The organism is Hydrogenophaga taeniospiralis, assembly GCF_020510445.1.
In the GTDB taxonomy this organism is placed as follows: Bacteria; Pseudomonadota; Gammaproteobacteria; order Burkholderiales; family Burkholderiaceae_C; genus Hydrogenophaga.
This window is the reverse complement of the sequence record NZ_JAHBAG010000001.1, coordinates 4,200,046-4,224,597: the sequence shown is the minus strand read 5'-3', so window position 1 is coordinate 4,224,597 and position 24,552 is coordinate 4,200,046. Positions and strand designations below refer to the sequence as shown.

At 67.5% G+C, this 24,552-nt stretch carries 20 protein-coding genes and 1 pseudogene; 3 read left to right on the top strand and 18 right to left on the bottom strand.

Features of this window, described 5'->3' with window-relative positions; all coding sequences use genetic code 11:
• Window positions 1–12: 12 nt before the first annotated feature.
• From KIH07_RS20235 to KIH07_RS20150, 18 genes are all read right to left on the bottom strand, one after another.
• Entirely contained in the window at window positions 13–1,260 is a 1,248-nt protein-coding gene (locus KIH07_RS20235) for an NAD(P)/FAD-dependent oxidoreductase (protein ID WP_413465809.1), read from the bottom strand.
• A 38-nt stretch (window positions 1,261–1,298) separates the two neighbouring features.
• Complete coding sequence (gene add / locus KIH07_RS20230) at window positions 1,299–2,345, bottom strand: adenosine deaminase (protein ID WP_226493678.1); 1,047 nt, start codon at window positions 2,343–2,345, stop codon at window positions 1,299–1,301.
• Between the two features lie 103 nt (window positions 2,346–2,448).
• Window positions 2,449–2,769 (bottom strand): YnfA family protein, encoded by a 321-nt coding sequence (locus KIH07_RS20225; RefSeq protein ID WP_226493677.1) that lies wholly within the window; start codon window positions 2,767–2,769, stop codon window positions 2,449–2,451.
• Between the two features lie 87 nt (window positions 2,770–2,856).
• Window positions 2,857–5,484: a sialidase family protein gene (locus KIH07_RS20220; RefSeq protein WP_226493676.1), complete on the bottom strand. Its 2,628-nt coding sequence runs from the start codon at window positions 5,482–5,484 to the stop codon at window positions 2,857–2,859.
• Between the two features lie 238 nt (window positions 5,485–5,722).
• Complete coding sequence (gene dnaJ / locus KIH07_RS20215) at window positions 5,723–6,853, bottom strand: molecular chaperone DnaJ (RefSeq protein WP_226493675.1); 1,131 nt, start codon at window positions 6,851–6,853, stop codon at window positions 5,723–5,725.
• An 83-nt stretch (window positions 6,854–6,936) separates the two neighbouring features.
• On the bottom strand, window positions 6,937–8,877 hold the full coding sequence (gene dnaK, locus KIH07_RS20210; RefSeq protein WP_226493674.1) for a molecular chaperone DnaK: 1,941 nt from the start codon (window positions 8,875–8,877) through the stop codon (window positions 6,937–6,939).
• Window positions 8,878–8,997: 120 nt separating this feature from the next.
• Window positions 8,998–9,579, bottom strand: a complete 582-nt coding sequence (grpE, locus tag KIH07_RS20205) for a nucleotide exchange factor GrpE (protein WP_226493673.1) — start codon at window positions 9,577–9,579, stop codon at window positions 8,998–9,000.
• 310 nt (window positions 9,580–9,889) lie between these two features.
• A complete protein-coding gene (locus KIH07_RS20200) occupies window positions 9,890–10,231 on the bottom strand; it encodes a winged helix-turn-helix transcriptional regulator (protein WP_226493672.1) in 342 nt (113 codons plus the stop codon).
• 174 nt (window positions 10,232–10,405) lie between these two features.
• A complete protein-coding gene (locus KIH07_RS20195) occupies window positions 10,406–10,939 on the bottom strand; it encodes a MarR family winged helix-turn-helix transcriptional regulator (protein WP_226493671.1) in 534 nt (177 codons plus the stop codon).
• 44 nt (window positions 10,940–10,983) lie between these two features.
• Entirely contained in the window at window positions 10,984–12,735 is a 1,752-nt protein-coding gene (locus tag KIH07_RS20190) for an acyl-CoA dehydrogenase family protein (RefSeq protein ID WP_226493670.1), read from the bottom strand.
• A 35-nt stretch (window positions 12,736–12,770) separates the two neighbouring features.
• Window positions 12,771–13,505, bottom strand: coding sequence for an ABC transporter ATP-binding protein (locus KIH07_RS20185; RefSeq protein WP_226493669.1), 735 nt, complete (start codon window positions 13,503–13,505; stop codon window positions 12,771–12,773).
• A gap of 1 nt (window position 13,506) precedes the next feature.
• A complete protein-coding gene (locus tag KIH07_RS20180) occupies window positions 13,507–15,276 on the bottom strand; it encodes an ABC transporter permease subunit (RefSeq protein WP_226493668.1) in 1,770 nt (589 codons plus the stop codon).
• Between the two features lie 4 nt (window positions 15,277–15,280).
• Entirely contained in the window at window positions 15,281–16,321 is a 1,041-nt protein-coding gene (locus tag KIH07_RS20175) for a branched-chain amino acid ABC transporter permease (RefSeq protein ID WP_226493667.1), read from the bottom strand.
• Window positions 16,322–16,597: 276 nt separating this feature from the next.
• Window positions 16,598–17,728 carry an ABC transporter substrate-binding protein gene (locus KIH07_RS20170; RefSeq protein WP_226493666.1) on the bottom strand — a complete coding sequence of 377 codons (1,131 nt, stop codon included), beginning with the start codon at window positions 17,726–17,728 and terminating at the stop codon, window positions 16,598–16,600.
• 59 nt (window positions 17,729–17,787) lie between these two features.
• Window positions 17,788–18,213 (bottom strand): acyl-CoA thioesterase, encoded by a 426-nt coding sequence (locus KIH07_RS20165; RefSeq protein ID WP_226493665.1) that lies wholly within the window; start codon window positions 18,211–18,213, stop codon window positions 17,788–17,790.
• A gap of 42 nt (window positions 18,214–18,255) precedes the next feature.
• A complete protein-coding gene (locus tag KIH07_RS20160) occupies window positions 18,256–19,020 on the bottom strand; it encodes an SDR family NAD(P)-dependent oxidoreductase (RefSeq protein ID WP_226493664.1) in 765 nt (254 codons plus the stop codon).
• A 14-nt stretch (window positions 19,021–19,034) separates the two neighbouring features.
• Window positions 19,035–20,912, bottom strand: coding sequence for a feruloyl-CoA synthase (locus KIH07_RS20155; protein ID WP_226493663.1), 1,878 nt, complete (start codon window positions 20,910–20,912; stop codon window positions 19,035–19,037).
• An 86-nt stretch (window positions 20,913–20,998) separates the two neighbouring features.
• Window positions 20,999–21,784, bottom strand: coding sequence for a crotonase/enoyl-CoA hydratase family protein (locus tag KIH07_RS20150; protein ID WP_226493662.1), 786 nt, complete (start codon window positions 21,782–21,784; stop codon window positions 20,999–21,001).
• A gap of 172 nt (window positions 21,785–21,956) precedes the next feature.
• On the opposite strand from KIH07_RS20150, the pseudogene KIH07_RS25570 reads away from it, so the two are divergent.
• The 3 genes and pseudogenes from KIH07_RS25570 to KIH07_RS20140 all read left to right on the top strand — a co-directional run.
• Window positions 21,957–22,685 (top strand): annotated as a pseudogene (locus KIH07_RS25570) (thiolase family protein); the annotation flags it as partial.
• Window positions 22,686–22,733: 48 nt separating this feature from the next.
• Window positions 22,734–23,162, top strand: coding sequence for a hypothetical protein (locus KIH07_RS25565; RefSeq protein WP_413465808.1), 429 nt, complete (start codon window positions 22,734–22,736; stop codon window positions 23,160–23,162).
• 4 nt (window positions 23,163–23,166) lie between these two features.
• Entirely contained in the window at window positions 23,167–24,399 is a 1,233-nt protein-coding gene (locus KIH07_RS20140; protein ID WP_226493660.1) for a thiolase family protein, read from the top strand.
• Window positions 24,400–24,552: the final 153 nt, after the last annotated feature.

The following is a 24,552-nucleotide window of genomic DNA, read 5'->3' as shown; positions in this document are numbered from 1 at the left end:
CGCCAGAGCCTGTCAGCCGGCGGCCTGGGGCGCGCCTGTCGCCAGCCGGGCCGGCGAGAGCATCTGCGCCGTGAGCCCGCAGCTCGCGATGTGCGCGGGCAGCGGCTCGCCCCGCGCCAGCGCCGCGCAGGCTTCCCCCATGGCCGCGCTGGTCTGGATGCCGTAGCCGCCCTGCGCCGCGCACCAGAAAAAGCCTGGCGCAGATGCCGAGGCCCCCACACTCTGCCCCTGCTCGGCTCGCTGCCCCCCGAGGGAGCGCGCTCCCGGCTCGGGGCGGCCCGGCGCCGTCGCGTCGAAACCGCCCACCAGGTCGCCGTCGGCCACGAAGGAGCGCAGGCCGGCCCAGGTGTGGGTGGGGCGGGGCGTGAGCGTGGTCCAGGTTTCGATGGCGTGCATGCCCAGCGCGATGTCCAGCTCTTCGGGTTGCACGTCCTGCGGGGTGGTGGGGTCGGCGTTGACGGGTGAGGCGAGCAGGGCGCCAGCGTCGGGCTTCATGTAGAAGCTCTCGTCGGCCGCCATCGTGAGCGGCCAGCGGCTGCTGTCCACGCCGGCGGGCGCGGCAAAGGTGAAGGCGCTGCGCCGCTTGGGCACCAGGCCGATCGGCGGCACCCCCGCCAGGCCGGCGACCAGGTCGCACCACGCGCCCGCGGCGTTGATCAACACCGGCGCGGTGTACGCGCCACCGGCCGCGGTGCGCACCCGCCAGAGATCGCCCACGCGCTCAATGGCCACCACCTCGGCATCGGTCACCAGTTCGCCCCCGGCGTGCTTGTAGCCGCGCAGGTAGCCCTGGTGGATGGCGTCCACGTCCATGTCGTAGCTCTCGGGCTCCAGGATGGCCGCGCTCACCTTCTCCGGGCGCAACACGGGCATGATCGCCAGCGCCTCTTCCGCGCTGAGCCAGCGCCCGGTGCCGCTGGTCTGCTGCAACACGGCCCAGGCCTCCCGCAGCGCGGGCATCTCATCAGGCCCGGCCACCGTGAGCAGGCCGCGCGGCGTGAGCAGCGGCGCGCTCGCAAAGCCCTCGGGCGGGTGCTGGAAGAAAGGCTCGCTCGCCCGCGACAGCGCGCGTACCTGGGACGTGCCGTAGGTGGCGATGAACTGCGCGGCCGAGCGGCCGGTGCTGTGGTAACCCGGCTGGCTCTCGCGCTCCAGCATGACGCAGCGGCCGTGCGGCGCGAGAAAGTAGCCGGTGGAAGCGGCGGCGATGCCGGCGCCGATGAGGATGAAATCGTGCGTTGGGGTGCTCATGCCCGGCATGTTACGGCGCGCTGGCTTGGCCTGGTGCTGGCGTGGGTTCACCAGCGGTTCAGGGCCTCGCGCAGTTGGGCTTTGATGTTCGAGTTGGCGAAGCTCGCGTCGATGGAGGTGCGGGCCACGGCGCGCAGCTCGTCGTCGGTCCAGCCGAAGGCGGCCTGGCACAGCGCGTATTCGCCTTCGAGCGTGGTCTCCAGCAGGGCCGGGTCGTCGGTGTTGAGCGAGACGGGCACGCCCGCGCGGCGCAGCCGGTCCACCGGGTGGGCGTCGATGGACGGGTAGACGCCGAGCTTGAGGTTGGACGTGGGGCACACGCCCAGCGGGATCTGGCGCTCGGCCAGCAGGGCCATGAGCGCGGGGTCTTCGATGGCGCGCACACCGTGGTCGATGCGGTCGGCGCCGAGCCATTCGATCGCATCGCGCACCCCTTCGGGCCCGCTGGACTCACCCGCGTGCACGGTGCGCTTCAGGCCGGCCGCGCCCGCGCGGCGGAAGGCCTCGGCAAAGCGCGGGCCGGTGCGCCCGGCCGCGGCCTCGTTGCCGTCGATGGAGAGCGCGACCACGCGCGGGTGCCGCAGCGCGACCAGCGTGTCCACCAGCTCGGCCGCGGCGTCGGCCGATTGTGTGCGCAGCAGGCTCACGCACAGACCCACGGTCGGCAGGCCGTCCTGTTCGGCGGCGCGAAAACCGGCGTCCAGCGCGTCGATCATGGCGCCCAGGCGGCCGCGCCAGGGCTTCCAGTGGGTGGGGTTGAAGATCAGGTCGGCGTAGCCGGTGCCGCTGGCCGCTAGGCGCTGGCTGAACCCATAGGCCGCCTCGGCCAGTTCCTCCCGCGTGCGCACCAGTCCACAGGCCCAGTCGAGAAAGTGCAGGAAATCGGCGAGGCCGTCGAAATGCAGCAACTGCCCGGGCGGGCGGGGCAGAGGCTCGCCGTGGCGCCGGGCCCAGGTTTCGAGCTGCGGCACCGGCAGGCAGCCTTCGAGGTGCACATGGACTTCGGCGCGCGGCAGGGCGCGCAGGCGGTCGGGTGAGGCGATTGGCGAGGGGGTCGTCATGGGCTGGCAGGCGTGGCCGGGATGAGCCGCCATGATCGCCGTTGCCAGCGGTTTCGCCATACGGTCCGGCGCATAGGGAGTATCGGATCGCCCCATCCGGTCGCACCGCTTCGCCGTCGGCCCAGGGCGTTGTGGTTCAGCGCTGCGGCTGCATCACGATGATGGCCATGCCGAGCAACGCCACGCTCGCGCCGGCCAGGTCCCACAGCGTGGGCCGCACCTGGTCCACCGCCCACAGCCACAGCAGGGCCACGCCGATGTAGACCCCGCCATAGGCCGCGTACACCCGTCCGGCGGCGGTGTCGTGCAGGGTCAGCAGCCAGGCGAACAGCGCCAGGCTGAGGGCGCCCGGCAGCAGCAGCCAGATGGACCGGCCCTGCTTGAGCCACAGGTAGGGCAGGTAACAACCGACGATCTCGGCCAGCGCGGTGGCGGTGTAGAGCAGCAGGGCTTTCATGCCGGCATTGTGCAAGCAACCATTTCCCGACCCTTCCTGTTGGAGCACCGGGGAGCCATTTTCGGGCGAAGCCTGTGACGCAGAGGGCTACGCCGGACCGTCCAAAAATTTTTGCGGAATCCTGTAGCGAGCCCCTGGCTGAGTGCCATTGGTGTTGTAGTTGATTCCGCGACCCCTTAGATAGACACGTCCGAAGACACTGGTGTCAGCCGCGATCCCGTTGACGCCACCATAGCGGTGATGATCGTCGTCGATGCGGAGCCAGGTAGCGCCCATGTCGACGGATTGATAAACGGCGTCGACGCCGTTGATCGTGCCCACCAGATAGACGGTGGCTGAATGAACCGATCCTGGCGCAGGTGCCCCAAGTGCGACCTTGATCGCACCGTGAAGATTGGTGAACTCCGGTCCCACCGTCGCCATTCCCGTCAGCTTCGTCCAGGTGAGGCCGGAATCGACCGAACGCCACAGGTTGTTCGCGTCCGCCAGCCAGACGTCGCCTTCCATGAAAGGATTGACGGCCAGGCCGGTGACGCCGTTTCCGTTCGGTGCCCAGGTACGGGCGATCACCGTGAAGGTTCGGCCGCCGTCGGTCGAGCGGTAGAACCTCCCGCTGTTCGACGGGTACCAGAAGTTGCCGCCATGTTCGTAGGCGTAAACCTTCAAAGGGTTTCTGCGGTCGGCCGCGATGTGATAGGCCACGGCCGGCGCTGGCAGGTTGGTGGCTGTCCAAGAGGCGCCTCGGTTCGTTGTGTAGTATGGCACCTGCCCCCTGATCGCCCAGATGATGTTCCCACCGTCTGCCGTGACGGCGACCTTCGATTCGTCGCCGGTCGCGTTGCCCACCGGAGGCACGGAGGGGAACAGTGTCCAGGTGAGGCCGGCGTTGGTGCTGTACACACCCTTGGACGTGTGGTCGAAGGTGCCCACGCCCACGATGAAGGATGGGTTGTTCCAGGCCATGTCGATGCCGGTGCCATTGCCGCCGCTGCCGCTGAGCTGCGCCGTCGGTGACCGTGTCGGCGATGTGGTCAGCGAGGTGTGCACGTACAGGCCGGTGTCGCCATGCCCGCTGGCCAGCACATAGGGTGCGCCCGGAGGTGGTGCGGTCAGCACCAGGTTGACCATCTCCTCAATACCGTTCACGTCGTACTTCCAGCGCGGGAGTGTCGCCGAGAAGCCTTCGGTCGTCGAGACGACGCCACCACCGAGCACATAGGAGACATGCTCTGGATTGAAGGGGTCGATCTCGAGGTCGTCGGGCCATCCCCAGTAGCCGGTGGCGTCGTGGTAGTTCAGGCTGCCGCCGGTGTCGCCGGAGCGCCCGAACTCGGACCACGTGGCGCCGCCGTCGGCCGAGCGCATCGCGATCTGAATCCAGCCCCCATCGCCCCAGGTGCCGGAGACGCCGAAGGCGATCTTCGTCGTCGGGCCGCTGCCATGGACCGAAAGGCCTCCGATGCCACCGAAGTAGCTGCTGGGGTTGTCGTCAGAGCCGATCAGCTTGGTCCAGTTCGTGCCGTCGAACTTGTACAGGGCCGACGGCGCACCGCTGCCCGGCCCGGAGCTGGAGGAGAAGGGCACGTACCACATGCCGTCGGCCGCCCGCGCGAAGTGCGGAATGTAGACGTCGTTGTCGTTGTCGGGGTCGTCGCGGATCAGGGTGACGACCGCGGAAGGGATGGTCACCGGCGACCAGGTGGTGCCGCCGTTGGTCGACTTGTACAGATACGCGGAGAGCCCGGCCAGGTTCTTGTAGTCCGGCGCGATGCCGACGTAGATCGTCTGCGTCGGACTGCCCGAGGGCGTGAAGCCCGAGGTGGGCACCGAGAGGTCGAAGGCCACGAACTCCACGCCGACGGGGCTGCCACCGTTGGCGTTGTTGATCTCCGTTGTCGGCATGATGTGCGACGACAGCGAAGTCACCTGGCTCCAGTTCAGGCCGCTGTTCGTGCTCTTCCAGAGCCCCGCCGTGCGCGAGGCATAGAAGATCGTGGACGGCACGTTGGGATCGACCATCATGCGCTCGCCGATGGCGCGGCCCTGGTTGTTCGCGCCGACGGGGAAAGGCAGTGTGACATGGCTCCAGGAGTTACCCTGGTTGGACGAATAGTAGAGGCGCCCGTTGCCCCACTGAACCGCCTGCATCGTCGTCATGTAGACCTTGTTCGGGTCGGTCGGATCGAGAGCCATGCTTTCGGCACCCTGGTGGACTCCCTCGGACCGGTCGAAGTGATCGGTGAGCGCCACCCAGATCGAGTTGGCATGGTCCCATCGGTACACACCCATCACGTCGGTGCGGGCGTAGCGCAGATTGGGCACGGTCGGGTGGTAGATGATGCCGGGCACATAACCACCACCACCCATTTTGACGGTCGTCCAGCGCCTGGCGTATTGCAGCCACTGTGAGCCGTATGCCGGAGGCACGTTGGAGCCGCTCGCCCCAAAGACGGCATTCCTCTGGTTCGTGGTTTCGCTGTCGCCTGCGGTCGTCTCTGTCTTCTCTGTCTTCTCTGTCTTCTCTGTCTTCTCTGAAGCCAGAGACGATTCAGGACCGCTCGGTGGCGCCGAGGTTGTTGTTCCGCCGCCACAGGCGGCGAGTTGCCCGAGGGCGATACCAACGATCGAAAGGCAGAGTGTCTTCCAGGAGCCTCTCCGGGCTGAGGCAGACCCTTGTTTGACGGTGGCACGCGGCAGATGCCGAAGTTGAATCATGAACGACTTCCATCGGATGTATCAATTCAATGATTCTCGCCGATCAATCTGCCCCGAAGACCACCCGCTGCCCTTCGGCTGCTCTGATTTTTCAGTCGCAATCAGCTGAAAAAGCGCGTCGCCTTCTGGCGAAAAGCGTAGCGCTCGCGGTTCGCGAGCGCTAATGCCCTTCTTTTTTCACGAAAAGAAGGACTTCGCTTTTTAGCGAAAGGCCAAGCCTTCGCTTCGCTCAGCTTTTCTACGAAAAGAAGCTCTTGGCCTTTTCAAACCACCCCTTGTCGTTCGGGCTGTGCTTGTGGCCGCCTTTCCGGAACGACTCGTCCAGCTCCTTGAGCAGCTTGCGCTGGTGCTCGGTGAGTTTGACGGGCGTTTCCACCGCCACGTGGCAGTACAGGTCGCCGGGGTAGCTGGCGCGCACGCCTTTGACGCCTTTGCCGCGCAGGCGGAAGGTCTTGCCGCTCTGGGTGCCTTCGGGCAGGTCGATGGTGGCCTTGCCTTGCAGCGTGGGCACGTCGATCTCGCCGCCCAGGGCGGCCACGGTCATGCTCACCGGTACCTGGCAGTGCAGGTCGTCGCCTTCGCGCTCGAAGATGTCGTGCTTGCGCAGGCGGATCTCGATGTAGAGGTCGCCCGAGGGGCCGCCGTTCTGGCCCGGTTCGCCGTTGCCGGTGCTGCGGATGCGCTGGCCGTCGTCGATGCCGGCGGGGATCTTGATCTCCAGCGTCTTCTGCTTCTTGATCTTGCCCTGGCCGTGGCAGGTGGTGCAGGGCTCGGGGATGATCTTGCCGCTGCCGTGGCAGTGCGGGCAGGTCTGCTGCACGCTGAAGAAGCCCTGGCGCATCTGTACCTGGCCCTGGCCGTGGCAGGTGGTGCAGGTCTTGACGCTGGTGCCGGGCTTGGCGCCCGTGCCCTTGCAGGTTTCGCAGTCGTCCCAGCTGGGGATTCGGATCTGGCTTTCCTTGCCGGCCGCCGCCTCTTCGAGGCTGATTTCCATGGCGTACGAGAGGTCGGCGCCGCGGTAGACCTGGCGGCCGCTGCGCTGGCCGCGCGCGCCACCGAAGATGTCGCCAAAGATGTCGCCGAACGCGCCCGAGAAGCCGTCGAAACCGTCGGCACCGGGGCCGCCGCGCATGTTCGGGTCCACGCCGGCGTGGCCGTGCTGGTCGTAGGCCGCGCGCTTCTGCGGGTCCGAGAGCATTTCGTAGGCTTCCTTGGCTTCCTTGAAGCGCTCCTCGGCGGCCTTGGCGGCGTCCCCCTGGTTGCGGTCGGGGTGGTGCTTCATCGCGAGCTTGCGATACGCCTTCTTGATCTCTTCGTCCGACGCGTTTTTCGGGACGCCCAGCACTTCGTAAAAATCGCGTTTAGCCATGGTCTGTTGCAGTTCTGTTTGAACACAAACGCCGCGTCAGGTTGCCCGGACGCGGCGGCAGGGTGGAGCCGTCAGGCGGCCGCTCAGCCCTTCTTGACTTCCTTCACCTCGGCGTCAACGATGTCGTCATCGGCCGACGACGCCTTGTCGGCGCTGGCCTGGCCGGCGCCTTCGCTGGCGCCCGCTGCGGCGGCTTCGGCCTGCGAGGCGGCGTAGACCTTCTCGCCCAGCTTCTGGCTGGCGGTCATGAGGGCTTCGGTCTTGGCCTCGATGTCGGCCTTGTCCTCGCCCTTGGCGGCTTCTTCCACGTTTTTCAGCGCGGCCTCGATGGCTTCTTTTTCAGAGGCTTCGAGCTTGTCACCGTGTTCGCCCAGCGACTTCTTCACGCTGTGCACCATGGCTTCGGCCTGGTTGCGGGCCTGCACCAGTTCGACCTTCTTCTTGTCGTCGGCGGCGTTGAGCTCGGCGTCTTTCACCATCTGCTGGATCTCGGCTTCGGACAGGCCGGAGTTCGCCTTGATGGTGATCTTGTTTTCCTTGCCGGTGCCCTTGTCCTTGGCGCCCACGTGCAGGATGCCGTTGGCGTCGATGTCGAAGGTCACTTCGATCTGCGGCATGCCGCGCGGCGAAGCGGGGATGCCTTCGAGGTTGAACTCGCCCAGCAGCTTGTTGCCCGAGGCGATTTCGCGTTCACCCTGGAACACCTTGATGGTCACGGCCGGCTGGTTGTCTTCGGCGGTGGAGAACACCTGGCTGAACTTGGTCGGGATGGTGGTGTTCTTGCCGATCATCTTGGTCATGACGCCGCCCATGGTCTCGATGCCCAGGGACAGCGGGGTCACGTCAAGCAGCAGCACGTCCTTGCGGTCACCCGAGAGCACCTGGCCCTGGATGGCGGCGCCCACGGCCACGGCTTCGTCGGGGTTCACGTCCTTGCGCGGCTCCTTGCCGAAGAACTCTTTCACCTTTTCCTGCACCTTGGGCATGCGGGTCATGCCGCCGACCAGGATCACGTCGTGGATGTCGTTCACGCTGATGCCGGCGTCCTTGATGGCGGTGCGGCAGGGCGCGATGGTGCGCTCGATCAGCTCTTCCACCAGGGCTTCGAGCTTGGCGCGCGTGAGCTTGAGGTTCAGGTGTTTCGGGCCCGACGCGTCGGCGGTGATGTAGGGCAGGTTCAGGTCGGTCGAGGCCGAGCTGGAGAGCTCGATCTTGGCCTTCTCGGCGGCTTCCTTCAGGCGCTGCAGGGCCAGCACGTCCTTGGACAGGTCAACGCCTTGCTCTTTCTTGAACTCGCCAATGATGTAGTCGATGATGCGCTGGTCGAAGTCTTCGCCGCCCAGGAAGGTGTCGCCGTTGGTGGACAGCACTTCGAACTGCTTCTCGCCATCGACGTCGGCGATCTCGATGATGGACACGTCGAAGGTGCCGCCACCCAGGTCGTACACCGCGATCTTGCGGTCGCCCTTTTCCTGCTTGTCCAGGCCGAAGGCCAGGGCCGCGGCGGTGGGCTCGTTGATGATGCGCTTGACGTCCAGGCCGGCGATGCGGCCAGCGTCCTTGGTGGCCTGGCGCTGGGCGTCGTTGAAGTAGGCCGGCACCGTGATCACGGCCTCGGTCACGGCTTCGCCCAGGTAGTCCTCGGCGGTCTTCTTCATCTTGCGCAGGATGTCGGCGCTGACCTGCTGGGCCGAGATCTGCTTGCCGCGCACTTCCACCCAGGCGTCGCCGTTGTCGGCGGCCACGATGGAGTAGGGCATGAGGTTGATGTCCTTCTGGACTTCTTTCTCGGTGAACTTGCGGCCGATCAGGCGCTTGATCGCGTAGAGCGTGTTCTTGGGGTTGGTCACGGCCTGGCGCTTGGCGCTGGCGCCGACCAGCACCTCACCGTCTTCCTGGTAAGCCACGATCGAGGGCGTGGTGCGTGCACCTTCCGAGTTCTCGATCACCTTGGTGGTGTTGCCTTCCATGATGGACACACACGAGTTGGTGGTGCCCAGGTCGATGCCGATGATTCTTCCCATGTTCTCTGCTCCGGTTCTTGAAAAATGATGGTTGAAAAAGGTGTGAAGACGCTGTGAATGCGATGTGGATGATGTGTGGATAAGTCAGCCCCTTTTCAAGGGCGACCCCTCACAAAAGCCCTATTTCGGGGCCGCCACCGTGACCAGCGCGGGGCGCAGCACGCGGTCGGCGATCAGGTAGCCCTTTTGCAGCACGGCCACCACCGTATTGGGCTCTTGGGCGGCCGGCACCATGCTGATGGCCTGGTGCTGGTGCGGGTCGAACCGGGCGGCGGCCGCGGGGGCGATTTCCAGCACCTTGTGGCGCTCCAGCGCGCTTTTCAGCTGCTTGAGCGTGGCCTCGGAGCCTTCGCGCAACTGCTCGCGAGTGGCTTCCTGGATGGCCAGGCCCGCTTCCAGGCTGTCGGCCACGGCCAGCAGGCTCTCGGCGAAGCTCTCCACCGCGAACTTGCGGGCCTTGCTGATCTCGTCTTCGGCGCGGCGGCGGGCGTTTTCGGCCTCGGCCTTGGCGCGCAGGAACTGGTCGGCCAGGTCGGCGTTCTGCGCCTTGAGGGTGGCCAGCTCGTTGGCCAGCGCGGCCTGGGCGTCTGCCGTGTTGGCGGCCTGCGCGGCGAGGGCTTCCGCTTCGCTCACGGGATCCGATGTGGTGGTTTCAGAGGTCTGGACCGGTGGGTTGGCGGCGTTCTCGGGCGTAGGGCTCATGAGCGTGGGGGTTCAGGTAAGGCCTCAGCGAGAGGCGGTCAAGAAAAAAGCTTTGCGAAGCAAATAGGGTCTTTGACCCGGTTTTCAAGGGGCGGCGTGGACGGAAACCGCGCTTTCTGGCGCGGGGCGGGCAGCGCATGCGGCCCGTTCGCCACAGCCCGCGGCGCGCTGAAAACCGGTCGGACCGGTGCCAGCGGCGCGTTGTGTGGGCTGTCGGGGGGCGGTGGCGGGCATCGGCCCGCTCACCCGGGGCGTGATTTTATGTCCTGACCGGCCGGGGGGCACCCTGGTCCGATGCCCGGGGGCGTTCTCAGTTCATCGGGCCGCGCGCCGACAGTGGGACCGCGGCCGCGCGGGCCTGCTGGTGGGCCCATTTGCTGGCGAACGGTTGGACCTCGCTCAGGCGGCGTGCGAGATCGGCGCCCTGGCTCGTGAGCCGGTAGCCGTCACCGGTGTGGTCCACCAGCCGGGCCGCGCGCAGTTCCTTCAGGCGGGTGTTCAGGGTGTTGGGGGTGACGCCGCCCACGCTGTCTTGCAGCAGGCGAAAGGTCTGGGGGTGGCCGTCGCTGAGCGCCCAGATCACCCGCAAGGCATAGCGAGCCTCCAGCAGGGTGTAGAGCTGGATCACGGCGGTGTTGTCTCTGGCACTCATGCGGTTCTCCTGACCCAACCTCAGGCGGGCGGACGATGCCACTATAGGCCAGATCGTGCGTTGCTACCCGTTTGCTAGCTGTGTGCACTGCAGCAATAGGGCCGTAAAGCCCCGGGCTGTGCATTTGTCCGCACACCGGGCGGTTGATGCGGACAAATCCGGATGGACAGGCTCCTAGCGGAGGTAGACCCGGCGCAGCAGGCCGATCAGGGTCTGCACCTCGTCCTCCGACAGCGCGTGCGTGGCTTCCCGCTCCAGCCGGGTCGCGGTGGCCTGGGCCGCGCGCTGCAGCTTCTTGCCGGCGGCCGACAGGTGCAGGCCCTGGGCGCGGCGGTCGGTGGGGTGGGGGCGGCGTTCAATCAGGCCGCGTTTGTCCAGGCTCTTGATCATGCCCACCAGGTTGGGCGGCAGGATGTCGAGCGCCGCGCAGAGCTGGCGCGAGGTCACGCCGGGGTTGTGGCCGATCAGCGAGAGCACCGAAAAATCCACCGGTCGCAGGCCATAGGGCGCCATGCGCGGCAGGAATATCGAGATCACCGTGAGCGCCGCACGCCGGGCGTTGTAGCCCAGCAGGGTTTCGAGGTAGGCGGTGTCGAGCTCGGGCGTGGCGCTGGGGGCCTGGGGTGCGGCCGGCACGGTGGCGCGAGCGCTGGTCTTGCGCGGTGCACGGGCGCGGGGCGGGGCGGTGGGGGCGGTGGTCTCGGGCATGGGGCGAGGATAGCGCGGTGGCCGATGGGTGCCGGTGATGCAGGTCAAGCGGGCGTCAACCCGGCTTCCAGCATGCTCAGGCGCATCTCGAATTCGGGCCAGACCCAGCGCCAGAAACCGGCCTGGGCCTGGCTCCAGCGCCCGGCCTCGGCGCCCGCGGTGGCGCCAATGCGCGACCAGGCCCAGGCCATGAGCACCAGGGCCAGCGCGCGCAGGTAGTCGTCGGCCAGCCAGTAGGGGGTGTCGGGGGCGGCGCCGGCGGCCTGGGTGTGGGGCAGCAGGTGTTCACCGGTGAAGCGGGCCAAGCGCGCCATGGCCTGCCGAGTGCGCGTGGCGGCGGGGCTGTCGCTCAGCTCGACGGCCAGCTCGGCCAGCAGGGTCCTGAGCGCGGTCGCACCGTCGGGCAACACCTTGCGCAGCAGCAGGTCGATCGCCTGGATCTCGTTCGTGCCTTCGTAGATCATCGCCACGCGAGCGTCGCGCACGTGCTGCTCGATGCCCCACTCGCGCACATAGCCGTGGCCGCCGAAGACCTGCAGGCAGGCGCTGGCGCCGTGGAAGGCCTGGTCGGTCCAGGCGGCTTTGAGCACCGGGGTGACCAGGCTGCACCAGCGCGCAGCGGCCTCGCGCCGTGCGGCGTCGGGGTGGTGTTTCTGGGTGTCGAGTTCGAGCGCCGTGCGGTAGCCGATGACGCGCCCGGCGTCGATCCAGGCGCGCTGGGTGTCGAGGATGCGGCGCATCGCCGGGTGCAGGGCGATGGCATCTGCCTGAACTGTGGCCCCCACGCCGTTCACCGCGTGGACGGGCGCCGCCTTGCTCGTATTGCCCGGCGCACGCATCTGGCGGCGTTCCTGCGCGTAGGCGTCGGCTTTCTGCCAGGCGGCTTCGAGCAGGCCGATGCCCTGCAGGCCCACGTGCAGGCGCGCGGCGTTCATCATGACGAACATGGCGTTGAGGCCCTTGCCGGGTTCGCCCACGATCCAGCCCGGGGCGTCGTCAAAACGCATCACGCAGGTGGGGCTGCCGTGCAGGCCCATCTTTTCCTCGATGCGCTCGCACACCACCGGGCTTCTGGCGCCGTCCTGGTAGAACTTCGGCACCAGGAACAGCGACAGGCCTTTCGGGCCGGGCGGGCTGTCGGGCAGGCGCGCGAGCACCAGGTGCACGATGTTGTCGCTCAGGTCGTGTTCACCACCGGAGATGAAGATCTTGGTGCCGCTGAGCGCGAAGCGGCCATCGGGCAGGGGCAGGGCTTTCGTGCGCACCAGGCCGAGGTCCGACCCGGCGTGGGGCTCGGTCAGGCACATGGTGGCGAGCCATTCGCCGCTGGCGATCTTCTCCAGGTAGGTCGATTTCAGCCCGTCCGACGCGTGGTGCTTGATGCACTCGTAGGCGCCGTGCAGCAGGCCCGGTGCCATGGTCCAGCCGTGGTTGGCGGCGCTGAGCATTTCGTACAGCTGGGCTTCAAGCACGGCGGGCAGGCCCTGGCCGCCGTCTTCCACCGCGCAGGCCAGCGAAGGCCAGCCGGCTTGCCAGAAGGCCTGATAGGCGTCGCGAAAACCGGGCGGCATGGTCACCGCGCCGTCGCGCCACTGCGCGCCCACCTCGTCGCCCTCGCGGTTCAGCGGCGCCACCACCTCGCCGACGAACTTGCCCGCTTCCTCCAGCACCTGGCGCAGCAGGTCGGGGTCGGCGTGTTCGGCCAGCGCGGGCAGCTCGGCCAGGGTCCGCGGCGCCCGCAGCACGTCGAGCAGGATGAAGTGGTGATCGGCCAGGCGGGGCTGGTAGGCGTTCATGGCGGGGCGGGCGTGAAGAGTGGGCCGGCGGAGGCTCAGGCGGCCTGGCGCGCGGTGCCCAGGTAGGTTTCGATCACGCGCGGGTCGCTGGCCAGCTCGCTGGCCGGGCCCTGTGCGCTGAGCTCCCCCATCTCCAGCACGTAGCCGTGGTCGGCCACCTGCAGGGCGGCGCGCGCGTTCTGCTCCACCAGCACGATGGTCACGCCGGTCTGGCGCAGCGTCTGGATGATGGAGAAGATCTCGCGCACGATCAACGGCGCCAGCCCCAGGCTGGGCTCGTCGAGCATGAGCAGGTCGGGGCGCGACATGAGCGCGCGGCCCACGGCCAGCATCTGGCGCTCGCCGCCCGAGAGCGTGCCGGCGAGCTGGGTGCGGCGTTCCTGCAGGCGGGGGAAGAGGGTGTACACGTCGTCGAGCCGGCTGCGCCACTGCGCGTTGCCCAGGCGCATCTGGCGAAAGCCGCCGAGCAGCAGGTTGTCTTCCACCGGCATGGTGCCGAAGAGCTCGCGCTTCTCGGGCACCAGCGACATGCCGTTCATCACGCGCTCTTCCAGCGTGAGCGTGGCGATGTCCTGACCGCGGAACTCGATCAGGCCCTTGCCGGGCAGGATGCCCATGAGGGTGTTGAGCAGGGTGGACTTGCCCGCGCCGTTGGGGCCGATCACGGTGATGACGCTGCCCGGCTCGGCCTGGATGTCGATGCCGTGCAGCACCTCGGCACGGCCGTAGCCGGCGCGCAGGCCCTTGACTTGAAGGATGGGGTTGCTCATGTCAATGCTCCGTGCCGAGGTAGGCCGCGCGGACTTTCGGGTCCTGCTGGATCTGCGCGGGTGGGCCCTGGGTGAGCAGGGTGCCGAACTCCATCACCACCAGGTGGTCGCAGATCTGCATCACCAGGTCCATGTCGTGTTCCACCAGCAGGATGCTCATGCCTTCGCCTTTCAACTGGCGCAGCACACCGGCCAGGGCCTGCTTCTCCTGGTGGCGCAGGCCGGCCGCGGGTTCGTCGAGCAGCAGCAGGGTCGGGTCGGCGCAGAGGGCGCGCGCGATCTCCATCAGCCGCTGCGGGCCCATGGCGAGGTTGCCGGCCTGCTCGTGCAGGTGGTCGCCCATGCCGATGCGTTCGAGCTGGCGCTGCGCCTCTCGGAACAGCTGCTTTTCTTCCGCCCGGTTGGCGCGCAGCATGGCGGTGAGCACGCCCTTGCGCCCACGGGTGTGCGCGCCCAGGGCCACGTTTTCCAGCACCGTCATGTCGGGGATCATCTTGACGTGCTGGAAGGTGCGCGCCATGCCCAGGCGCGCGATCTCGCGCGAGGGCTTGCCGCTGATGTTGCCGCCCTGGAACACCACCTCGCCGCGCGTGGCCGGCAACACGCCGGTGATGAGGTTGAAGGTGGTGGACTTGCCCGCGCCGTTGGGGCCGATCAGGCCCACGATCTGGCCGGCCTGGATCTGGAAGCTGATGTCGTTGACCGCCACCAGGCCCCCGAACTGCATGCGCGCTTTCTTCACGTCGAGCACCAGCTCGCCGGCCGCGGGTTTGGCGCGCTCGGGCAGGGCTTCGGCCTGCGCCCAGTCCACCGCGCGGGGTTGGCGCGGCACGCGTTTGCCCACCATGGACCACAGGCCGTCGGGCAGGTACTTCAGCACCACCACCAGGGCAATGCCGAACACGATCACCTCGTAGCTGCCGCTGGTGCCGATGAGCCTTGGCAGCAGCACCTGCAGTTGGTCTTCGAGCACGCGGATCAGGCCCGCGCCGACGATGGCGCCCCACACATGGCCCACGCCGCCGACCACCGCCATGAACAGGTACTCGATGCCCATCTTCAGGCCGAAGGCCGAGGGGTTGACCGTGCGCTGGAAGTGGGCGAGCAGCCAGCCCGCCACGGACGCGAACAGCGCGGCCAGCACGAAGATCGTGACCTTGTAGCGGAAGGTGCTGATGCCCATGGCTTCGGCCATTTGCGAGCCGCCCTTGAGCGAGCGGATAGCGCGGCCCGCGCGCGAGTCCAGCAGGTGCAGCAAGGCCGCGGCGAAGGCGAGCAGGATGGCCCAGGTGAGCACGAAGAAGCCTCGGCCCTGGCCGATGTCGAAGCCGGCGATGGACAGGCTCTGCAGGCCCAGCAGCCCGTCGTACTTGCCCAGCGCGTCCAGGTTGCCCATGAGGTAGTAGAGCGACAGGCCCCAGGCGATGGTGGCCAGCGGCAGGTAGTGGCCCGACATGCGCAGTGTGATCAGGCCCACCAGCAGCGCGCTGGCGGCGGTCAGGCCCATGCCGATGAACAGCGTGAGCCAGGGCGAGATGCCGGTGTTGAGCGTGAGCCAGGCCGTGGTGTAGGCCCCGATGCCGACGAACGCCGCCTGGCCGAACGAGGTGAGCCCGCCCACACCGGTGAGCAGCACCAGGCCCATCACCGTCATGCTGTACATGCCGATGTAGTTGAGCTGGGTGATCCAGAAGTCGGGCAGGGGCAGCACCGCGATCAGGGGAATGGCCGCCGCGAGGACCAGCAGGCCTTTGTTTTGAAGGTTTTTCATGATGTCAGTGGTCCTCGTCCGAGTGGCCGCTGCGCAGGGAGCGGACGAGCAGTACCGGCAGGATCAGCGTGAACACGATCACTTCCTTGAAGGCGCTGGCCCAGAACGAGCCGAAAGCCTCGATCACGCCCACGAACAGCGCCGCGACCAGCGCGCCCGGGTAGCTGGAGAGGCCCGCGGCCACGGCGGCCACGAAGCCCTTGAGGCCGATGAGGAAGCCCGAGTCGTAGAACACCGTGGTGGTCGGGCCGATCAGCAGGCCCGAGAGCGCACCAATGAAGGCCGCCATGGTGAAGGTGAGTTGGCCCGAGGCGTGTGAGGAAATGCCCATGAGGCGCGCGCCGGTGCGGTTGACCGCGGTGGCGCGCAGCGCCTTGCCGCGCAGCGAGCGCTCGAAATACAGCCACAGCAGCACGATCAGCGCGATGGTGGCCAGCGCGGTGATGATGGCCTGGCCCGACAGCATGATCGGCCCGACGTTCAGCCGCAGGTCCCAGAAGCTGGGGTTGCGAAAACCCTCTGCGCCAAAGAACAGCAGACCCAGACCGGTCATGGCGAAGTGCACGCCCACCGAGACGATCAGCAGCACCAGCGGCGTGGCGCTCTCCAGCGACTGGTAGGCCACGCGGTAGACCAGCGGGCCATAGACGGTGACGATGGCCACGCTCAGCGCGGCCTGCACGGCCAGCGGAAACTGCTGCGGCGCGGCCCAGATGGCGACGCCCGAGACCAGCAGCGGCACGATGAGCATGCGGCCCGCGGCCTTGACCGCCGTGAGCGCGTTGCGGTGGTGCTGCCAGCGGCTGGAGAGCTCCATGAGCGCGGCCACGCCAGCGAGCAACAGCAACAGCCACACGGTGCCCGGCACCTGGCCGGTCTGGAAGATGGCCAGGGTGAGCGCGCCATAGGCGACGAACTCCCCCTGGGGAATGAAGATGACGCGGGTGACCGTGAACACCAGCACCGTGGCCAACCCGAGCAGGGCGTACACGGCACCGTTGGTCAAGCCGTCCAGCAGAAGAATGCTGGCAATGGAGAAATCCATACAGACCCTTAGCAAAAAAAGTAAGCGCGGAAAAGAACTTCAAACGGTGACGCACCAAGACCTTCCGAAGAAAGCCCCCTTCGCGCCTGCCCCTCACCCCAGCCCTCTCCCCAAAGGGGCGAGGGAGTAAGAGGACCTCGCAACGCGCGAAGTGCCTCCTTCCAGCGGCATCAAGGGTCCGGCTCTGCCGGCCCGAGATGCCGTCTCCCCTCCCAGCGCCGAAGGCGCGCCAGAGAGGGGGGAAGCCGCGTCAGCGGCGCAGGGGGGTGCTCCGAATCACTCCACTTTGAATTTGCCGTCGACGACCTTGAGCATCACACCGGTTTCCAGCGTGAAGCCCCAGTGGTCGGTGGGCGTCCAGTTCATCACCCCGTGCGAAAAGATTGTGCGGCCCATGGTTTCCATGCCGTCGCGGATGGCGGCGCGGAACTCGGGCGTGCCCGGCTTGGCCTTCTTGAGCGCCATGGGGATCACCTTCTCCAGCGTGATCTGCGCGTCGTAGGCGTGGCCGGCGAACTGGTTGCGCAGGCCGGCGCCCACGGCCTTTTCGTACTTCTGCACGAAGTCCACGGCGACCGCTTTGGACGGGTGGCTGTCGGGCAACTGCTCGGCGATCACGGCCGGGCCGGAGACCACGAAAGCGCCTTCCACGGCCTTGCCGCCCACGCGCATCAGGTCTTGCGTGGCCGCGGCGTGGGTCTGGTAGATCTTGCCCTTGAAGCCACGGTCCACCATGGCCATGTGCGGCATGGCCGCGCCGCTGCCCGAGGCCACGATCAGCACCGCGTCGGGGTTGGCGGCGTTGATCTTGAGCGCCTGCGGGGTCACGCTGGTGTCGGTGCGGGCGAAGCGCTCGGTGGCCACCAGCTTGATACCGGCTTTCTCCAGCAGCGGGGCGCTTTCCTTGAGCCACTGTTCACCGTAAGCGTCGGTGTAGCCCAGGAAGCCCAGGGTCTTCACGCCCTGCTTCTTCATGTGCTCGACCATGGCGTGGCCCATCACGGTGTTGGACTGCGGCAGGCGGAACACCCACTTGTCCTTGCCGGGCGGCAGGCCCACGGGCGAGCCGGCCAGTTGCACCGTGCCGGCTTCGGTGGCGATGTCGCTCATGGCGGCGGCCACGGCGGTGATGCACGAGCCGATGATCATGTCCACCTTGTCTTCGGTGACGAAGCGGCGCGCGTTGGCCGCACCCTTGCCGGGGTCGGTGGCGTCGTCCAGGACGATCAGGTTGACTTTTTCACCCGCGATGGTCTTGGGGAACAGCTTGAACTGGTTCTGCATCGGGATGCCCAGGCCGGAGCCCGGCCCGGTGAGCGCCAAGCTCACGCCGATGTTGATGTCCGCCTGCGCGGCGCCCGCCAGGGTGGTGATGGCCAGGGCGACCAGGGTCTTGATGTGTTTCATGGGATGTCTCCTCGTTGAGGGTGGTTTGGGGAAAGAGCAGGGAAATGCTTGTTGTTTTTCTATGCGTCGCAGCACAGCGCCCGGATGTCCTCTGGCACCGGGATGGCCTTGATGCGGTCGGGTTCGCCGGGCGGGTGGACCACGAAGGCGCGGGTCTCGCTGCCTTCGCAGAGCACCAGGTCATCGCGGTAGATGACGTGGTGGTGGGTGAAGACCTTGGCGCGCCATTCGCTCACGTGGGTGTGGACGCGCAGGCGGTCGCCGTACGAGGCCGGATGGAAGAAGCGGCTGCGCACCTCCAGCAGCGGCGTGCCCACGATGCCGCGCGTGCGGATCAGCTCGCGCCAGGGCGGCACGCCGCACCGGCGAAAAAAGTTCAACGACGAGGCGTCCATCCACTTCGAGAAGTTCGGGTAGAAGACGATGCCCGCGGGATCGCAGTCACCGAACATCACCTCGACCTCAAAGACGACGGTTTTGGACATGGATGGAACGGGCCTCGGAGAGAAGTGTCTTGCGAAGCGTGTTCACCGTGGCGCCATGCGCAGGGCACCGTCGAGCCGGATCACCTCACCATTCAGATGGCCGTTGGTGACGATGTGCGCGGCCAGCTGCGCGAACTCTTCCGGCTTGCCCAGGCGCGAGGGGAACGGAATCGACGCGGCCAGCGACTGCTGCACCGGCTCGGGCAACTGCTTCATCAGCGGCGTGGCAAACAGGCCGGGTGCCACGGTGCAGACGCGGATGCCGTGTTGCGCCAGATCGCGCGCCATGGGCAGGGTCATGCCCACCAGGCCACCCTTGGAGGCGCTGTAGGCCTGCTGGCCCACCTGGCCGTCGAAGGCCGCAACCGAGGCGGTGAACATCATCACGCCGCGCTCGCCGTCTTCCATCGGGGCCAGCTTCACGCACTCGGCGGCGAACAGGCGGCTGATGTTGTAGCTGCCGATCAGGTTGACGTTGATCACCCGGGCGAAGTCTTCCAGCGGCGCGGCGTTGCCGTCCTTGCCGACGATGCGTTTGGCGGTGCCGATGCCGGCGATGTTCATCAGGATGCGCGCCGGGCCGTGGGCCGCGGCCGCCTTGGCGATGGCGGCGGTCACGCTCTCGGTGTTGGTGATGTCGCAGGCGCAGGCCACGCCGCCGATCTCGGCCGCCACCTTCTCGGCCAGCGCGGTGTTGACGTCGAGCACGGCGACCTTGGCGCCCTGGCGGGCGAGCTCGTGCGCGACGGCTTCGCCCAGGCCGGAGGCGCCGCCGGTGACCAGTGCTGCGTGTCCTTGGATGTTCATGGTGGTGTTCGCTTTCAGGCTTGGGGTTTGATGATGTTCGGGGCGGTGTCGTCGTGCAGGGCCTGCACCAGGGCGTCGCGGTGCTTGAGCACCATGCGCTGGTTGATCGAGCCCTTGTCGGTGATCTCGCCCAGATCGATGGACGGCGGCTCGGCCAGCACGATGGCGCGCGCGATGCGCGTGGCGCTGCCGGTGGAGGTCTTGGCCAACTGGGTGATGACGTGCTGGAAGTGTTCCTTCACGTAGGCGTTGTCCAGCACCTCGGCCATGGGCGCGCTCGCGGGCAGGCCGCTCAGGGTGCGCACGTGCTGGGTCGGGAAGATCATGGCGCCCACTTCCTTGAGGTTCAGACCGGTGAGCACCACGTCCTGCACATACGGTGCGCCGGCGGCGATCACCTTGGCGCGCATCGGCCCCACGCTCACGAAGGTGCCGGTGCTGAGCTTGAAGTCTTCGGCGATGCGGCCGTCAAAGCGCAAGCCCTTGTGCAGGTCGTCGGGGTCGATCCAGGTCACGGCGTCGCCGCTGCAGAAGAAACCTTCTTCGTCAAAGGCTTCCTGCGTGGCTTCGGGGCTGCGCCAGTAGCCGGGGGTGACGTTCGGTCCCTTGTAGCGCACCTCGATCTTGCCCTGCATGTCCACCAGCTTGATCTCCAGCCCGGGCGTGGGCACGCCCAAGTCACCGGCCTTCACGTCGGCGCTGTTGACCGAGAGCGCGAACGGGCCGGACTCGGTCATGCCCAGGCCGGTGCACATGACGATGCGCTCGCCGATTTCGCGTTCCTGGCATTCGTGCAGCGCATCCCAGATCGGCTGCGACAAGGCGGCCGCAGCGTAGAAGAACATGCGCACACGGCTGAGCAGGTTCTTGCGCAGCACATCGTCGGTCTTCATCACGTCGGCGATCACCTCGAAGCCGGTGGGCACGTTGAAGTACACGGTGGGCGCGATCTCGCGCAGGTTGCGCAGGGTCTCGCCCATGAGCGCGGGCACCGGCTTGCCGTCGTCGATGTAGAGCGTGCCGCCGTTGTAGAGCACCATGCCGAAGTTGTGGTTGCCGCCGAAGGTGTGGTTCCAGGGCAGCCAGTCCACCAGCACCAGGGGGTCCTGCGTCAGCGGCGTCATGGACTGGCGCATCTGCTGCTGGTTGGCGCACCACATGCGGTGCGTGTTGATCACCGCCTTGGGCATCTTGGTCGAGCCCGAGGTGAACAGGAACTTGGCGATGGTGTCCGGGCTGACGCGGGCGTGGGCCTCGTCCACCGCGGCGGTGGGCTCGGTGGCCAGCAGCTGTTCGAAAGTCAGCAGCTCGCCCGCGGGCCGGCTGTAGCCGCCCAGGCTGGTCAGGACCACGGCGCAGTCGGCCGGCACCGCGGCGTTGAGCGCCTTGGCGAAGCGCGCACCGTCGCTGGCGAACACCAGGCCCGGAGTGAGCGTGCTCATCACGTGCTTGAGCTTGCCGTGGTCGGTGCTGACGATGGAGTAGGCCGGCGAGGTGGAGCAGTAGGGCACGCCCACATACAGACAGGCCAGCGAAAGCAGGGCATGTTCCAGATCGTTTTCGCTCAGGATCACCACCGGGCGCTCGGCGTCGAGGCCGCGGTCCAGCAGCGCCTGGCCGATGCGGCGCGCACCGTCGAGTGCTTGCGCGAAGCTCAGGTGCTGCCAGTCGCCGGCCGTGCCATCGGCGTGGCGCACGCGGCGCGCGAACAGGGTGCGATCCGGCGCGTTTTTCGCCCAGTGCGCCAGGCGCTCGCCCATGGTGCGGGCGTAGGGCAGCAGCTCGGGTTCGCCGCGCACATAGCGCACACCGCTGCTGCCTTCGCGCACCACCACACGGGGCACGCCGAATTCCATGGGCCGGTACTTGTGCTGAGGGGTCTCGGTGTTCATGTCTTGTCTCCGGATCGTCGTTGTGGCATTCGGCCCTTTGTCGGGCCTGGCCCGCTTGCGCGGGCGCTGGCGGGGAAGCGGCAGGCTCAGCCTTTTTGCACCTTGTTGGCGCGGCCTTCCAGGAAGGCCTTCACGCGCTCCTTGGCCTCGGGCGCGGACTGCGCGATGGCGGCCATCAGCGCCTCGGTCATCAGGCCGTGGTCGGCGCTCTGGTCGGCGATGCGCGGCAGCACGTGGGTGAGCGCGAAGTTGGTGGTGGGCGCGTTCTGCGCGATCTTCTCCGCCAGCTCGATCGCCTTGTTCAGCGCCTGGCCCTGGGGGACCAGGTACTGCGCGAAGCCGGCGCGTTCGCCATCCTGCGCGTTGTAGACGCGGCCGGTCAACATCATGTCGGTCATGCGCGCCACGCCCACCAGGCGCGGCACCCGCACCGAGCCGCCGCCGCCGACGAAGATGCCGCGCGAGCCTTCGGGCAGCGCGTAGAAGGTGGATTCGTCGGCCACACGGATGTGGGTGGCGCTGGCCAGCTCCAGGCCGCCGCCCACCACCGCGCCGTGCAGCGCGGCGATCACCGGCACCGGGCCGAACTGCACCGCTTCGAGCGCCTTGTGCCACATGCGCGAGTGGTGCATGCCTTGCACCGCGTCGCGCTCGCTGATTTCGCTCAGGTCAAGCCCGGCGCAGAAGTGTTCGCCTTCGCCTTCGATCACGGCCGCCTTGACCTCGGGGCCGAAGCCTTCGAAGACGTTGCGCAGGCTCAGGACGAGGCCGTCGTTGATGGCGTTTCGCTTGGCCGCCCGGGTGAGCCGGACGATCGCCACGGCGCCCCGGATTTCAAGTGAGAGGTCGGCGGAAATGGAGGCGATCGACATGGAGGTTCCTTGCTCAAACGAAAATATCTGGTTATAGTTTATAACCAAACATCGGACCCCACAACACGCAAACCGGTCGTTTTTCCCAGGACTAGGGTTTGTCCTAGGTCGCCGTTTCAGACCCGCCTTCAGTGGGCCATTTCCATTCCAATCCACACAGGAGACAAGCCGAATGCAAGCCTTCATTCCCTACGGTATCTACTGGTCCACGCCCTTCGCCAAATGGCAGGGTTCGCTGGCCAACATGAACGCTCTGCCGCTGGCCGCGGCGGTGGGCAAACAGGCGCTGGCCGCGCGTGGTTTCGACATGGCGCAGATCGACCTGGGCCTGCTGGGCATGACCAACCCGCAAAAGGGCAGCTTCTATGGCTTGCCCTACGTGACCGGCCTGATGGGCATCGACCGCGTGGCCGGCCCCACCGTGCAGCAGGCCTGCGCCACCAGCGTGCGCGCGCTGCAGATGGCCGCGCAGGAAGTGGTGTGCGGCACCGCGCAATGCGCGCTGCTGGTGATGGCGGACCGCCAGTCCAACGGGCCGGTGGTGTACTACCCCGACCCCTCGGGCACGGGCGGCTACGGCATCACCGAACACTGGGTGCCCGAGAACATGGGTCACGACCCCTATGCGAAGAACCCGATGCTGCAGACCGGCGAAAACGTGGCCGCGCGCTACGGCATCAGCACCGCCGAACAGCACGAACTCAAGCTGCACCGCTACCACCAGTACCTGGACGCGCTGGCCGGCGAGCGCGCCTTCCAGAAACGCTACATGGTGGACGCGCCGCTGTCGGACTCGAAGTTCCGCAAGCAGACCGGTGCGCTCGCCGTGGACGAGGGCATCTTCCCCACCACGGCCGAGGGCCTGGCCCGGCTCAAACCGGTGAAAGAGGGCGGCACCATCACCTTTGGTGGCCAGACCCACCCGGCCGACGGCAACGCCGGTGCCATCGTGACCACCCGCGAGCGGGCGCGTGCGGTGGCCACCGACAAAGGCATTGAAGTGGAGATCCTGGGCTTTGGCATGGCCCGCGTGGAGCCGGGCTACATGCCCATGGCGCCTTCGCCCGCCGCGATCAACGCCATGAAGAATGCCGGCTTGGACATCGGTGGCATCGACGTCATCAAGACCCACAACCCGTTCGCCGTGAACGACATCGCGCTGGCGCGCGACACCGGCTTTGCCTGGCAGAAGATGAACAACTACGGCAGCTCCATCATCTGGGGCCACCCGCAGGCGCCCACGGGCATGCGCGCCATCATCGAGATGATCGAAGAGCTGGTGCTGCGCGGTGGCGGTGTGGGTCTGTTCACCGGCTGCGCCGCGGGCGACAGCGGCTACGCCACCGTGATCCGCGTGACCGACAGCCGCAAGGGTTGATGCCATGAAACACTTCTCTGCCCGTTTCTCCAACGCCTGGCTGCTCGATGGCGTGCGCACGCCGATGGTGGACTACTGCGGCGCGTTTGGCCTGCTCTCGCCCACCGACATGGGCATCAAGGTCGCGCGCGCCGTGATCGAACGCGCCGGCGTGGCCGCCGCGGATGTGGACTCGGTGATCACCGGCTCCATGGCGCAGGCCGACTTCGACGCCTTCGTGCTGCCGCGCCACATCGGCCTGTACGCGGGTGTGCCCCTGGCGGTGCCCTCGATCCTGGCGCAGCGCATCTGCGGCACCGGCTTCGAACTGTTCCGCCAGGCGGCCGACCAGATCGCGCTGGGCTACGCCGAGCTGGCACTGGTGGTGGGCACCGAGTCCATGTCGCGCAACCCGATCGCTGCCTACACCCACCGCAGCGGCTTCAAGCTGGGCGCGCCGGTGGAGTTCAAGGACTTCCTGGTTGAGGCGCTGAACGACACCGCCGGCCCGGTCACCATGATCGAGACCGCCGAGAACCTGGCGAAGAAATACGGCATCAGCCGCGCCGACGTGGACGCCTTCGCCTCGCAGTCGTTCGAACGCGCGCTCAAGGCCCAGGCCGACGGCTTTCACGCGGGCGAGATCGTGCCGGTGGTCAACGAAGACTTTGTGCTCGATGGGTACCACACGCGGGGCATCCGCCTGCCGCGCAAGGTGGACCAGGTGGCCCACGACACCCACCCGCGGCCCTCGCCGGTGGAAGCGCTGGCCAAGTTGCGCACGGTGTACGCCGGAGGTGTGCAGACCGCGGGCAACAGCTCCGCGCTGGTGGACGGCGCCGTGGGCGCCCTGGTGGCCAGCGATGCCTACGTGAAGCGCAACGGCTTGAAGCCGCTGGCCCGCCTGGTGGGTGCGGCTGCGGTCGGCGTGCTGCCCGAGATCATGGGCATCGGCCCGGCGCCGGCCATCCGCGCGCTGCTGGAGCGCTGCGAGCTCACGCTGGACGACATCGGCCTGTTCGAGATCAACGAGGCCCAGGGTGCCCAAACCCTGGCTGTGGAGCGTGAACTCGGGCTGGACCGCGACAAACTCAACGTCAATGGCGGTGCCATCGCGCTGGGCCACCCGCTGGCCGCCACCGGCGTGCGCCTGACCGTGACGCTGGCGCGCGAGCTGCGCCGCCGGGGGCTGCGCTACGGCATCAGCAGTGCCTGTATTGGCGGCGGGCAGGGCATGGCGTTGCTGGTGGAGGTGTAACCCCCCCCCCCCCCCGCAGCGCTGCGCGCGACCCCCCTTGAAGGGGGGCGCTGCCTTGGACCGGCGGAGCCGGATCTTTGGCAGCCCTGGGTTTGGGGGTGGGCGCTCCAGCCGCTTCTGGTTTCCTTGGTGAATCTTTTTTCTTCTTTTCTC